This window comes from Amycolatopsis sp. NPDC006125 (genome assembly GCF_040614195.1).
GTDB classification, from domain to species: domain Bacteria; phylum Actinomycetota; class Actinomycetes; order Mycobacteriales; family Pseudonocardiaceae; genus Amycolatopsis_E; species Amycolatopsis_E tucumanensis.
Genome location: NZ_JBEXTZ010000018.1, coordinates 1 through 12,142, shown reverse-complemented (window position 1 = coordinate 12,142; position 12,142 = coordinate 1). Strand labels below are relative to the sequence as shown.

Below are 12,142 nucleotides of genomic sequence, written 5' to 3'. Positions count from 1 at the left end.
AGCTACCGATCACTGGTCCCCTCAGTCCTTGAAACGCCCGAGATACTGCGTCGCGGCTTCATCGGCGGCGTCATAGTTGCGCATTGCCACCTCCAGCGCCTGCTGAAGATTATCCAGCCCTTCCAACAGCGCCTTGAACACCGGCACCAGGGACTGGGCATCGGAATCCATCGCGGCTCGCATGTGCTCCGCCACCTGCCGCGCGTAAGCATCATTACCGAGCTTCGGCGCCCGTCGAAGCAACTCGATTCGGGCGTTCAGCGCGTCGAGCTGGCCGTGAGCATGCGAAATCGCACTCCGCAGATGAGTTCCGGTCTCTTCGTCGACCGCCCACCGGCCCGCCTGCGCCTCCCCGAGCATGTGCTTCGCGCCGTCAGCGAAGGACTTCGCCTGCTCGGGGCTTCCCACGGCGTTCGTGATCGCGGAAGCCACCGAATGAACAGGTTCGCCGCTCTCGCTCACTTCGCCCCTCGAGTAACAAGTCGCTCACCACGCGCGCCCAGCCGCACCTGGCCGAAACCTGCCAATCCACCCCGGAACCGGCGCCGCCGTCGATACCGTGCTCACTGTGAAGCGCGCCCTCCTGTTCCTCCTCCTTCCGCTGGCCGCGTGCAGCGGGGACGACCAGCCCACCGAAACCCCGGCACCGGCCACCACCTCGTCCGCGCCGCCGGCGCTCGCCGCTGCCGATGGGCGTGACTACGGTGCTTGCCTGGACGGCAACTGCGAGGTCCTGGTGAGCGATCCGGTCGACATCGCGCTCACCGGGCAGGGCGGGGTCGACCGGATCTCCGTCCGCGCCGTCACCGCCGAGGGCATCGATTTCTCCACCGGCGACGGCAGCGGCAGCCTCACCCCCGGCTGCGTCTCCACCCTCTACGAAAACGGCTCCGGCTCGCGCTGCAGCAGCGGCGAACCCGAGAAGCCGAAGCCGGTCGACGGGGTCCTCGCGATGCAGGTCGTCGACGTGCGGGACGGCACCGCCGTGCTCCGGCTCGTGTCCGGCGCCGTCGGTCCGCCGCCCAGCTCGCTCCGGCCCCCGATGCCCGTCCTCCCGACCTGGCGCCCCTGACGTCGGGCGGCTGGCGTTCACCGGCCCCATGCGTTAACCTACTCACGAGTAGGTAACGGCGATGGGAGTGCGACGTGGCAGCGCTCAGGGAGAACAGCGGCCGGAAGCGGGACGTGATGGGCCTCGGCCTGGCCGCCCTCTCCCGGCTCGCGGGCAGCAGGACGCTGGAACGCAGCGGGTTGCGCGAGCCGGTTCAGAACCTGGTTTCGGCGGCGACGAGGAACGGTTTCAAGGTCGCCGGCGCGGCCAGCCGGACGTTCTCCTCGTCGCGAAAGCGGGGCGGTGACGCGACCCGACCGGCGCCGGCCGAGGACAAGGGCCTGTTCGACCTCACGCCGTCCGAAGACCAGCAGATGATCGTCGAGACGGTGAGCGAGTTCGCGGCCGAGCAGCTGCGTCCCGCGGCCGCCGAGGCGGACGAGAAGCTCAGCCCGCCGGACGGCCTGCTCACCAGGGCCGCCGAGCTGGGCGTGACGCTCATCGGCATCCCGGAGGAGCTCGGCGGCGCGGGCGCGGAACGCTCGGTCGTCACCAACGCGCTGGTCGCCGAGGCACTCGCCCACGGCGACCTCGGCCTGGCCGTCGCGGTGCTCGCGCCGTCCGCGGTCAGCAACGCGCTCGTCCTGTGGGGCGACGCCCAGCAGCAGGCCGACTACCTGCCGGAGTTCGTCGGCGAGAACGTGCCCGCCGCGGCGCTGGCCCTGCTGGAGTCCAAGCCGCTGTTCGACCCGTTCAAGCCCGCCACCAAGGCCCGCCGCACCCCCGGCGGCTACCAGCTGGACGGCGTGAAGTCCCTGGTCCCCCGCGCGGGACAGGCCGAACTGTTCGTCGTGTCCGCCGACCTCGAAGGGCGCGGCCCGGCGCTGTTCCTCGTCGAGTCGTCGACCAAGGGCGTGTCGATCGAGGCCGAACCGGCGATGGGCCTGCGGGGCGCGGCGACTGGGAAGCTGCATCTGGAGAAGGTGTCGCTGCCCGCGGGCGCGCTGCTCGGCGGCGGCTCGCCGGACGTGTTCACCGAGGCCGTGCGGCTGTCCCGCCTCGGCTGGGCCGCGCTGGCCACCGGCACCGCGAAGGCCGTGCTGGACTACGTGATCCCGTACGTCAACGAGCGCACCGCGTTCGGCGAGCCGATCAGCCACCGCCAGGCGGTCGCGTTCTCGGTCGCCGACATCGCGATCGAACTGGAAGGCATGCGCCTGGTGATGCTGCGCGCCGCAGCGCGGGCCGAGCAGGGCAAGCCGTTCGCCCGCGAGGTCGCGCTGGCCCGCAAGCTCGCCGCGGACAAGGGAATGCGCATCGGCAGCGCCGGGGTGCAGCTGCTGGGCGGGCACGGGTTCGTGAAGGAGCACCCGGTCGAGCGGTGGTACCGCGACCTGCGTGCGATCGGTGTGCTCGAGGGCGTCGTCCTCCTCTGACAAGCCTGGGAAGGTCATCATGATCAATCTGGAAACCCCGAAGAAGGCCCGGGCGCTGATCAACCAGGCGTACCAGGCGGCGTCGGAAGTGCTGCGGCCGATCTCGCGCAAGTACGACCGCGCCGAGCACGAGTACCCGGTCGAGCTGGACATGTTCGCCGCGGTGCTGGACGGCCTGAACTCCTCCGGCGAGGGCGGCGCGGGCGCGGCCGGCGTGCGGCGCAACGAGAAGGAGAAGGCGACCGGGAACCGCAACGGCGGCAACCTGGCGACGGTGCTCGGCACGATCGAAATGTGCTGGGGCGACGTGGGTCTGCTGCTGTCGATGCCGCGGCAGGGCCTCGGCAACGCCGCGATCGCGTCGGTGGCCAACGACGAGCAGCTGAAGCGGTTCGCGAAGGTGTGGGCCGCGATGGCGATCACCGAACCGGGCACCGGTTCGGACTCCGCGAACATCACCACGACCGCCACCGAGGACGGCGACTGTTATGTGCTGAACGGCGAGAAGATCTTCGTGACCTCCGGTGACCGCGCGGACGCCGTGGTCGTCTGGGCCACTTTGGACAAGTCGCTCGGCCGGGCGGCGATCAAGTCGTTCGTGGTGGAGAAGGGCACGCCGGGCTTCGAGGTCGTGCGGCTGGAGCACAAGCTCGGGATCCGCGCGTCGGACACGGCGGTGCTGCGGTTCGACAACTGCCGCGTGCCGAAGGAGAACCTGCTCGGCTCGCCGGAGATCAACACGTCCAAGGGGTTCGCGGGGGTCATGCAGACCTTCGACAACACGCGCCCCCTGGTCGCGGCGATGGCGGTCGGCCTGGCGCGGGCCGCGCTGGAGGAGACGGCGAAGATCCTGGCCGAGGCGGGTGTCGTGGTGGACTACGACCGCCCCGCGCACCACCAGCACGCCGCGGCGGCCGCGTACCTGGAGCTAGAAGCCGACTACGAAGCGGCGTACCTGCTGACGCTGGAGTCGGCGTGGATGGCCGACAACCGCAAGCCGAACTCGCTGCAGGCATCCATGGCGAAGGCGAAGGCGGGCCGGTCGGTCGTCGACATCACGCTGAAGTGCGTCGAGCTGATCGGGACGCTCGGCTACACGGAAGAGATGCTGCTCGAGAAGTGGGCCCGGGACTCGAAGATCCTGGACATCTTCGAGGGCACGCAGCAGATCCAGCAGCTGATCGTGGCGCGGCGGTTGCTGGGGAAGACTTCGGCGGAGCTGAAGTAGCGCGTCACCGCCCGGCTCCCCGTGTGCGGAGAGCCGGGCGGACTCGGCCGCCGGATGACGGCACTGGTCTTTCCGCTCGTTCGCGCGTTCAATGGGGATCCCGGAGGTGAACCATGGGCGATCGCGACGATTTCCTCACCTGGGTCGGCTCCCGGCTGCGGGACGCCGAAGTCGCGTTGCACAACGGCGACCCGGCGCCACGGCGGGCGATCTGGTCGCGCGCGGAACCGGTCTCCGTGCTGGGCGCCTGGCTGAACGCCACCGGCCAGGCCGAGATCGACGCCCTGTTCAGCCGGCTCGGAGCCACCTTCTCGGACTGCGCCTCCTACGAACACGAGATCGTCGCGGCCGATGTGGTCGGTGACATGGCCTACACGGTGGGCTACGAACACACCCGGGCGTCCGTCGACGGGGAACCGCGCGACTACACCCTGCGCGCGACCCAGATCTACCGCCGCGAAGACGGCGAATGGAAAGTCGCCCACCGGCACGCCGACCTCGTCCAGAACACCTGAGCCATCGCAGCGCCGTTAGGTTTCCCGCGTGCGAGAAGTGCCGGTGAAGATCCGGCCGGACACCGATCCCGCCACCATCGAACCGCGCATCGCCGGGCAAGCGGCTGTGCGGGTCCTCGTCAGCGCGCCCTTGCCCGCCCCTGTCCTCGCCGCCGCCGCGGAGGCGCTCGCCGCGCATCCCGGCGTCGCGCTCCACCTGCTGGACACGCCGACCCCGCGCAGCTGCCGGAGTTCCGCCACGTGCGAGAACTCGCCCTCGACCTGCCGCACGCCACCGCCGGGACCTGACCCCGCTGGCCGTCATCCCGACGCTGCGCGGGCTCGACGACCTCAGCGCCCTGGCCGGCTGTGTCAACCTCGAAGCTGTCTCCCTCGGGGCACTCAAGAACGTCCCCGACCTGCGGGCGCTCGCCGAACACCCCGCCCTGGGGTTCCTCATCCTCGAACTCCTCCGCGGCCTGGACACCCTCGCCCCGCTCGCGACGTGCGCCCGGCCGACCGGCGGCTCGACGTCCTCGTCCCCGCGGCCAGCCTGTGGCACGCCCTGATCGGCGCCCCGTCCCCATCCGCCAGGTCGACGCGCTGCGCGAGCGGTTGCACACCCTCCATTACCGCGGCGAGAACCTCGCGCGGTGACGGCTCCGCCCTCCGCGTCCACTGGCGCACCCCGGTCACGGACCTCCTCTCACCGTCCACAGAAGATCTTCCGGCTCGCCGTAACGCGCAACTCCCGGGTGCGACTCTCCCTACTATCCCGAAGGGAGGCCCGAAGATGACTGGGTACCTGGTCCAGCCCGCCTCGGTGGAAAGGTTCCGCGACGGCTTCGACGGCCGGATCGTCACGCCGGACGACGGCGACTACGAAAGCGTCCGCGGCGTCTTCAACGCCATGATCACCGCCCGCCCGCAGGTCATCGCCCAGTGTGGGACCGTCCGGGACATCACGGCGGCCCTGCGGTTCGCCCGGGAGAACGCCCTGCCGGTCGCCGTGCGGGGTGGGGGTCACAGCGTCGCCGGGGCGTGTCTCGTCGAGGACGGTCTCGTCGTCGACCTGCGCCGCCTCAACGCCGTCACCGTCGACCCCGAGGCGAAGACCGCGACGGCGGGTGGTGGCGCCACCTGGGGCGACTTCGACAGAGCCTGCCAACCCCACGGCCTCGCCACCACCGGCGGCCGCGTGTCGACCACCGGCGTGGCCGGCCTGACCCTGGGCGGCGGCTCCGGCTGGATCGAGCGCAAGTTCGGCCTCGCCTGCGACAACCTCCTCTCCGTCGACCTCGTCACCGCCGACGGCCGCGAGGTCACGGCGAGCGAGCAGGAGAACCCCGACCTCTTCTGGGCCCTGCACGGCGGCGGTGGCAACTTCGGCGTCGCCACCCGGCTCACCTTCCGGCTGCACGACCTGCCGGAGTTCTCGATGGCCCTGATGCTGTGGCCCGGCGACCAGGGACGCGCCGTCGCCGGCGTCTACCGCGACCTCATGCGCACCGCGCCGGAGGAGATCGGCGGCGGCCTGCTCTACCTCACCGGCCCGCCCGAGGAGTTCGTGCCAGGCCACCTCGTCGGCCGGCTCTGCTGCGGCGTCCTGGTCACCTGCACCGGCCCGGAAACCCGGCTGCGCGAAACGATCGGCCCGCTGCTCGCGACCGCGCCGCAGGGCCAGGTCATCACCGACGTCCCCTACGCCGGCCTGCAGTCCATGCTCGACGACCCAGCCGGCTTCCGGAACTACTGGTCCGACGAGAACCTGCGCGAACTGCCCGACGAAGCCCTCGACCGGTTCTGCGAGCGCGCGCTGGACATGGTGGTGCCGTCACCGTCGCAGCACGCGCTGCTGCCGTGGGGCGGCGCCGTCGCCCACGGCCAGGACTGGCCGGGGTTCGACCGCGACAACCAGTGGGCCGTGCACCCGCTGGGCCTGTGGGCCGACCCGGCCGACGACGACCGCGCCATCGCGTGGGCCCGCAACCTGCGCGCCGACATGCGGCCGTGGGCCTCCGGCGACGTCTACCTCAACTTCATCGGCGACGAGGGCGACGACCGCATCGTGGCCGGCTACGGCGAGGAGAACTACCGGCGCCTGCAACGCATCAAGGCCGACTACGACCCGGACAACGTCTTCAACCGCTGGCACGACATCAAGCCGGCCTAACCGAGGAGAGCGCGCAGCGCCGCGGCGAACTGCGTGGGGCGTTCGACGGGTCCGAGGTGGCCGCCCGGCAACTCGGTCAGCGGCAGGCCGAGGCCGGCGGCCAACGCGGCGGCGGCCCGGTACGGCAGCTGGCCCCGCGAGTCGATCCCGGCAGCGGGGACCAGTCGCGGGCCGAGCGCGGCCAGGTCGACGTCCGCGGACGTGAACGGCACCAGGACGTGCTCCAGGAACAACGGCTGGAGTTCGCTCAGGCGGCCGAACAGCTCCAGCAGCTCCGGCGTCGGCGGCTCCGGGCTGGTTTCGGCGTAGCCCTCCAGCCAGTCGCCGGGGTGGCGCAACTCCGGGGTCGCCACGCCGGGTCCGGGCGCCGTCATGGCCTCGGTCATCAGCCGGGACGCCTCCGCCAGGTCCCCGGTGCGCGCCGCCGCCCGCACCGCCTCGATCGCGGCCCGGTGCCGGTCGGCGTCCGGCAGCAGGCCGAACACCGGCGGCTCGTGGACCACCGCGAGGCGCACCCGCTCGGGGTGGCGGGCAAGCAGGTCGAGGGTCGTGATGGCGCCTGCGCTGAACGCGAACACCGCGGGCGGCTCGTCGAAGAGCGCGTCGATCAGGCCGAGCACGTCCTCGGCGTAGGCCTTCGGGCTCTGGTCGCCGTCCGGCCGCGCCGACACCAGGCGACTGGACATGGCGACGACGCGGTAGTCGTCGGCCAGGTGCGCGGCGAGCCCGTCGAAGACGCCGGCGTGGCCCGCCCCGCCGGGCAGGAGCAGCAGCGGCGGGCCGTCGCCGCGCTCGTGGTAGTCGATGGGGGTGCCGTCGAGCGTGATGCGCATGGGTTTCTCCGGTCCGGTCAGTGGATCTTCGTCCAGTTGGTCAGGGTGTGGTGGAGCGCGTCGACGGCCCGGCGCCACGAGACGTCCAGGCTGTGGTCGGCGGTGAAGGCGCCGGTGGCTTCCAGGTCGCTGAAGCCGTGCAGAGTGCTGCGCAGGAACCGGACCGCGTCGGTGGCGTCCGGTTCGGACAGGTCGTACCCGCGCAGCAGCGCGTAGCAGACCTCGATGATGCGCATGACGCCTGGCGTTTCGGCGGCCCGCTCGGGCGGCACCGGGTGCCGGGTGGCGGCGTAGCGGCCCGGGTGCTCCGTCGCCAGGGTGCGGTACGTGTCGGCGAAGGCGGTCAGCGCGTCACGGCCGGCGCGTCCGGCCACGGCCGCGCTCAGCGCCTCAGCCCACTCGGAGAGCGCCCGCAGCGCCACGCGTTCCTGCAGGTCGGCGAGGCCGCGGATGTGGGTGTAGAGGCTGGCGTCGCGAACGCCGAACCGCTTCGCGAGCGCCGCGAGCGTCACGTTCTCGAAGCCGATCTCGTCGGCCAGGTCGGCGGCGGCCGACACCAGCGCGTCCGGCGTGATCCTCCCACGCGGCATGTTTCCTAACCTTCCTAGGACTGATCCTAATGTACACAGGGGAACGTAGAGTTGACAGGCAAGTATTCACTTGCCTATCGTTGCGGGCGTGGGTGACGTCTTCAAAGCCCTGGCCGACCCCACGCGCCGCACGATCCTCGACGAACTGACCGACCGGGACGGGCAGACGCTCTTCGAACTCTGCGCCCGGCTGGTGTCCATCCACGGGCTGAGTTCGTCACGGCAGGCGGTCTCGCAGCACCTCGACGTGCTGGAGTCCGCCGGTCTGGTCGAGTCGAGGCGTGAGGGCCGGTACAAGTTCCACTACATCAACACGGATCCGCTCGAACCGATCGTCGAGCGGTGGCTCAGGAAGAGGGGACGGACATGAGGATCAGCCTGGCGAGCGTGCTCGTCGACGACCAGGAGAAGGCGCTGCGGTTCTACACGGACGTGCTGGGCTTCGTGAAGAAGCACGACATCCCGATGGGCGCGGACCGGTGGCTGACGGTGGTGTCGCCGGAGGACCCGGAGGGCACCGAACTGCTGCTGGAGCCGAGCGGGCACCCGGCGGCGAAGCCGTTCAAGGACGCGCTCGTCGCGGACGGCATCCCGTGGACCATGTTCGCCGTGTCCGACGTGCAGGCCGAGTACGAGCGGATGCGTGAGCTCGGCGTCCGGTTCACGCAGGAGCCGACGGACATGGGCACCGTGATCACCGCGGTGTTCGACGACACCTGCGGCAACCTCATCCAGATCGGCCAGATGAAGTCCTAATCGGACACCTGATCGCCGAGGAACGCGTCGATGTGCCGCCAGGTGGTGTCCCGTGCGCGGCGGCCGGTCAGCACGCCGAGGTGCCCGCCCGGGGCGGTCTCGAACCGCACGTCCGGCGCGTTCTCCAGCAACGGCACCAGCCTCTCCACGGCGCGCCGCGGGGCGATGGTGTCGTTGCGCCCGGCGATCACCAGCGTCGGAACCTTCACGCCGGACAGCGAGATGATCCGCCCGTTCAGGTCGAGCCCGCCCTCGACGAGGTCGTTGGCGCGGAAGAACCGGTGGTACATCTGGCCGAACGTGCGGCCGGGGTAGGCGATCATGTTGTCCATGAAGTGGTCGACCGCCTCGATCTGGGCGAGGTAGTCCCGGTCGCCGAGGTTCTGCAGGATCGCCAGCGGCTTGGTCAGCTGCTTGTTGATGCCCGTCGCCCAGAACACGCGTTCGACCACATAGGACGGTGCACCGCCGAGCATCCGGTACAGCGGGGTGAGCAGGTAGCCGCCGGTGAGGTCCACCAGCGGCCGGAACGGCGCGACCAGCGGGATGGCGGTGAAGTCGACCGGCGAGGCGACCGTGGTGATCGACTGCACCGGCAGGTCGGGGCGGTCGGCCGTGGTCAGCAGGGAGAACAGCCCGCCGAGGCACCACGCGACCAGGTGCACGCCGCGCCCGCCGGAGTCCTCGCTGACCTTGCGGATGGCGCGCGGCAGCACCTCGTCGATCCAGTGCTCGATGCCCAGCCTGCGGTCGGAGAACGCGACGGTGCCGTAGTCCACCAGGTAGGTGCGACGGCCCCGGTCGACCAGGTGCTCGGCGAGGCTGCAACCGCGCCGCAGGTCGAAGCACAGGGCGGGGGCGGCGAGCGGCGGCACGAGCAGCACCGGATCACCCTCGTGCGACGGGCTCATCCGGTACAGCGACCGGTTCGGGCCCTGGTCGACCAGCACGCGCGGCACCGGCCGCAGGTCGGCGAGACCGCCGCGCAGGACGCCGAGCGCGTTGGCCGCCATCGCGGTCACTGCGGGTACCACCATCTACCTCGAAACTCCGTTCACCGCACCGATCCTTCCCCGGGACCGACGCTACTTCAAGGCTGCCTCACCCTCGCTTCGTACTCCGCTCGCGCGCCCGCGTGCGCCTGGGTGAACACCTTGTCGGCGCCGATCGCGCGCATGAACCACTCCGCCGCCGCGCGTGGCAGCAGGCGGCTGACGCGACCGGTCACGTCGAGCGATTTCGGGACGAACACGTCGAACCGCGGCTTCTGCAGCGTCCCGACGATCGCCTTCGCGACGTCCTCCGGCCGCAGGGACGGGAAGAGCCTGGTCTCGGGCAGGCCGTCGGCGAGGTGCGTGCGGACGACCGCGGGCATCACGCACGAGATGTCCACCCCGGACCCGCGCAGCTCCTGCCGCACCGCTTCGGACAGGCCGACGACGGCGTGCTTGGTGGCGCAGTAGGTCGCCGCGCCGGGGAACCCGGCCTTGCCCGCCATCGAGGCGACGTTGACGATGTGGCCGCGGCCGCGCGGGCGCATGCGGCGGACGGCCTCGCGGGTGCCATGGATGACCGCGCGCAGGTTGACGTCGATCTGCTTCGCCGTGGCCGCGTCGTCCTCGTCGGCCAGCGGCGACAGCAGCATGACGCCGGCGTTGTTGATCAGGACGTCGATGGGCCCGAGGCGGCGCTCGACCTCGTCCAGGAACTCGGTGAAGCCGCGGTGGTCGGTCACGTCGAGCGGCAGGGCGAGCGTGTCGCCGCCCAGTTCACCCGCCGTCTTCTCTGCCAGGACCGGGTCGAGGTCGCCGATGACGACCTTCGCACCCAGCCGCACCAGGGCGGCGGCCGTGGTGGCGCCGATCCCCTGCGCGCCTCCGGTGATCACGATGACCTTGCCGAGCAACGTTGCCATGGCGGCCATACTGCCCGGTAACTGACATTCGCGCCAGAGGTGTCACACTCGCTGTTCGAAGATCTGGACCCACACGTCGTCGCGCACGCGCACCCGCTCGGTCGGCGTGAACCCCTGGCCCTCGTAGTAGCGGACGAGCTTGCCGTCGCCGCCGGCCCAGCAGTCGACGCGCAGCAGGCCGATGCCGCGGTCGCGGGCGTCCTGGCGGGCGAACTCCAGCAGCCGGGCGCCGACGCCGCGGTGCTCGCGGGAGGCCAGCAGCAGCGTCACATACACCTCGGGCTCGTCGACCGGCGGCGTGTACGGCAGCGGGTGGTCGAGGATCAGGGCACCGGCCGGCGCACCGTCCGAAGTGGCCAGGAACGGGCGGCCGTCGCGCAGCATCGTGCGGACGCGCTCGACCTTCGCCGGGTCCGCCGACCACGGTTCCCTGCCCCATTGGCCGGCGCTGCCGCGGGCGACGAGCCATTCGACGGCCGCGTCGAACAGTCCCAGGACGATGTGCAGGTCGGCCTCGCCGGACTCGCGGATCTCCATCACGGCGCCGTCAGCACGAGCGGGCCGTCCGAGGTGACGGCGATGGTGTGCTCGACGTGCGCGGCGCGGGAGCCGTCGCTGGTCAGGATCGTCCAGCCGTCGTCGGCGTAGCGGTAGTCGTCGCGGCCGCCCGCGAGGAACATCGGCTCGATCGCGATGACCAGCCCTTCCCGCAGCGGCATCCCCTTGCCCGCGACGGCTTCGTTCGGCACGTGCGGCGCTTCGTGCATCGCGCGGCCCACGCCGTGACCCCCGTGGTCGGCGAGCAACCCGTACCCGGCGCGACGCCCGATCTCGGCGATCGCGTGGCCGATGTCGCCCATCCTGTTCCCGGGGCGGGCCTGCTCGATGCCCGCCCACATGCCCCGCTCGGTGGCGGCGACGAGGTCGAGGTCGGCCTGGTTCGCGCTGCCGACGACGAAGCTGACCGCGGCGTCCCCGTGCCAGCCGTCGACGTGCGCGCCGAAGTCGACGCTCAACAGATCGCCCTCGTGGAGGCGGTAGTCGGTCGGGATGCCGTGCACGACGGCGTCGTTGACGCTGGTGCAGAGCACGGCCGGATAGGGCGACGGCGCGAAGCGCGGGTGGTAGTGCAGGAAGGACGACTTGGCGCCCTCGTCGTTGAGGATGTCCGCGGCGAGCTGGTCCAGCTCACGCAGGCTGGTGCCGACGGCCGCCTGCTCGCGGACGCTCTGGAGCACCTTCGCGACGACCCGCCCGGCGGCGCGCATGGCGTCCAGCTCACCGCGACTCTTCAGCTCGATCATGATCACCTCGCCGGTATAGTTATACCGGAATTTATAGCACCGCGCCCCAGAACCCAAGGTAGCTGGGTGGTCATCCCGTCGCCTGACACTGGACGATCACCTTGAGCCAGGGCCGCAACCTGCGTGCTCGCGTGAGATGGCATGCCAACCTTGCGACCCTGGGTCAAGTGCTCTTCTGGTCATCCCGGGGCCTGCCCGTCCGGCGAGGACTCTTTTGATCTTTAAACCCGCGCTGTCGCGCGGAAAATGCGCCTCACGGCGCTGAATGGTCACCTTCCGACCACCCCCGCCCCCGATGCCTGATTGTGTTTCAGTCGCCGAGCAGGCTTGTCAAGGCGGGAAAGCGTGCCTTGACAAGCCTG

At 70.9% G+C, this 12,142-nt stretch carries 15 protein-coding genes; 7 read left to right on the top strand and 8 right to left on the bottom strand.

The features are described from left to right. Positions 1-21: 21 nt before the first annotated feature. Positions 22-462 carry a hypothetical protein gene (locus ABZ193_RS11820; RefSeq protein ID WP_354709802.1) on the bottom strand — a complete coding sequence of 147 codons (441 nt, stop codon included), beginning with the start codon at positions 460-462 and terminating at the stop codon, positions 22-24. 106 nt (positions 463-568) lie between these two features. Here ABZ193_RS11820 and ABZ193_RS11815 point away from each other — a divergent pair, with 106 nt between their 5' ends. From ABZ193_RS11815 to ABZ193_RS11800, 4 genes are all read left to right on the top strand, one after another. Then, positions 569-1,072, top strand: a complete 504-nt coding sequence (locus tag ABZ193_RS11815) for a hypothetical protein (protein ID WP_354709801.1) — start codon at positions 569-571, stop codon at positions 1,070-1,072. A 116-nt stretch (positions 1,073-1,188) separates the two neighbouring features. Further along, positions 1,189-2,487, top strand: coding sequence for an acyl-CoA dehydrogenase family protein (locus ABZ193_RS11810; protein ID WP_354709843.1), 1,299 nt, complete (start codon positions 1,189-1,191; stop codon positions 2,485-2,487). A gap of 19 nt (positions 2,488-2,506) precedes the next feature. Beyond that, a complete protein-coding gene (locus tag ABZ193_RS11805) occupies positions 2,507-3,715 on the top strand; it encodes an acyl-CoA dehydrogenase family protein (protein WP_237340101.1) in 1,209 nt (402 codons plus the stop codon). Between the two features lie 113 nt (positions 3,716-3,828). Beyond that, the gene (locus ABZ193_RS11800; protein ID WP_020420446.1) at positions 3,829-4,230 is read left to right on the top strand and encodes a nuclear transport factor 2 family protein; all 402 of its coding nucleotides are present in this window, start codon (positions 3,829-3,831) and stop codon (positions 4,228-4,230) included. A gap of 15 nt (positions 4,231-4,245) precedes the next feature. On the opposite strand, the gene ABZ193_RS11795 is transcribed toward ABZ193_RS11800, so the two are convergent. Next, the gene (locus ABZ193_RS11795; RefSeq protein ID WP_354709800.1) at positions 4,246-4,500 is read right to left on the bottom strand and encodes a hypothetical protein; all 255 of its coding nucleotides are present in this window, start codon (positions 4,498-4,500) and stop codon (positions 4,246-4,248) included. A 502-nt stretch (positions 4,501-5,002) separates the two neighbouring features. Between ABZ193_RS11795 and ABZ193_RS11790 the strand changes: the two genes are divergently transcribed. After that, positions 5,003-6,382 (top strand): FAD-binding oxidoreductase, encoded by a 1,380-nt coding sequence (locus ABZ193_RS11790; protein ID WP_020420449.1) that lies wholly within the window; start codon positions 5,003-5,005, stop codon positions 6,380-6,382. On the opposite strand, the gene ABZ193_RS11785 is transcribed toward ABZ193_RS11790, so the two are convergent. Next, positions 6,379-7,215: an alpha/beta hydrolase gene (locus ABZ193_RS11785; protein ID WP_020420450.1), complete on the bottom strand. Its 837-nt coding sequence runs from the start codon at positions 7,213-7,215 to the stop codon at positions 6,379-6,381. The genes ABZ193_RS11790 and ABZ193_RS11785 overlap by 4 nt on opposite strands. A 17-nt stretch (positions 7,216-7,232) precedes the next feature. Then, complete coding sequence (locus tag ABZ193_RS11780; RefSeq protein WP_020420451.1) at positions 7,233-7,805, bottom strand: TetR/AcrR family transcriptional regulator; 573 nt, start codon at positions 7,803-7,805, stop codon at positions 7,233-7,235. 88 nt (positions 7,806-7,893) lie between these two features. Here ABZ193_RS11780 and ABZ193_RS11775 point away from each other — a divergent pair, with 88 nt between their 5' ends. After that, entirely contained in the window at positions 7,894-8,175 is a 282-nt protein-coding gene (locus ABZ193_RS11775) for a metalloregulator ArsR/SmtB family transcription factor (RefSeq protein ID WP_237340097.1), read from the top strand. Next, entirely contained in the window at positions 8,172-8,561 is a 390-nt protein-coding gene (locus ABZ193_RS11770) for a VOC family protein (protein WP_354709799.1), read from the top strand. Before ABZ193_RS11775 ends, ABZ193_RS11770 begins: the two co-directional genes overlap by 4 nt. Here ABZ193_RS11770 and ABZ193_RS11765 read toward each other — a convergent pair. The 4 genes from ABZ193_RS11765 to map are packed head-to-tail and all read right to left on the bottom strand — an operon-like array spanning position 8,558 to position 11,780. Continuing rightward, positions 8,558-9,598 (bottom strand): alpha/beta fold hydrolase, encoded by a 1,041-nt coding sequence (locus ABZ193_RS11765; RefSeq protein WP_027936220.1) that lies wholly within the window; start codon positions 9,596-9,598, stop codon positions 8,558-8,560. The two genes, ABZ193_RS11770 and ABZ193_RS11765, sit on opposite strands and share 4 nt — an antisense overlap. Positions 9,599-9,651: 53 nt before the next feature. Beyond that, positions 9,652-10,485: an SDR family oxidoreductase gene (locus tag ABZ193_RS11760; protein ID WP_237340094.1), complete on the bottom strand. Its 834-nt coding sequence runs from the start codon at positions 10,483-10,485 to the stop codon at positions 9,652-9,654. 33 nt (positions 10,486-10,518) lie between these two features. Next, on the bottom strand, positions 10,519-11,013 hold the full coding sequence (locus tag ABZ193_RS11755) for a GNAT family N-acetyltransferase (protein ID WP_354709798.1): 495 nt from the start codon (positions 11,011-11,013) through the stop codon (positions 10,519-10,521). Further along, positions 11,013-11,780 carry a type I methionyl aminopeptidase gene (gene map, locus ABZ193_RS11750; RefSeq protein WP_354709797.1) on the bottom strand — a complete coding sequence of 256 codons (768 nt, stop codon included), beginning with the start codon at positions 11,778-11,780 and terminating at the stop codon, positions 11,013-11,015. The genes ABZ193_RS11755 and map overlap by 1 nt, the downstream gene beginning before the upstream one ends. Positions 11,781-12,142 lie beyond the last annotated feature (362 nt).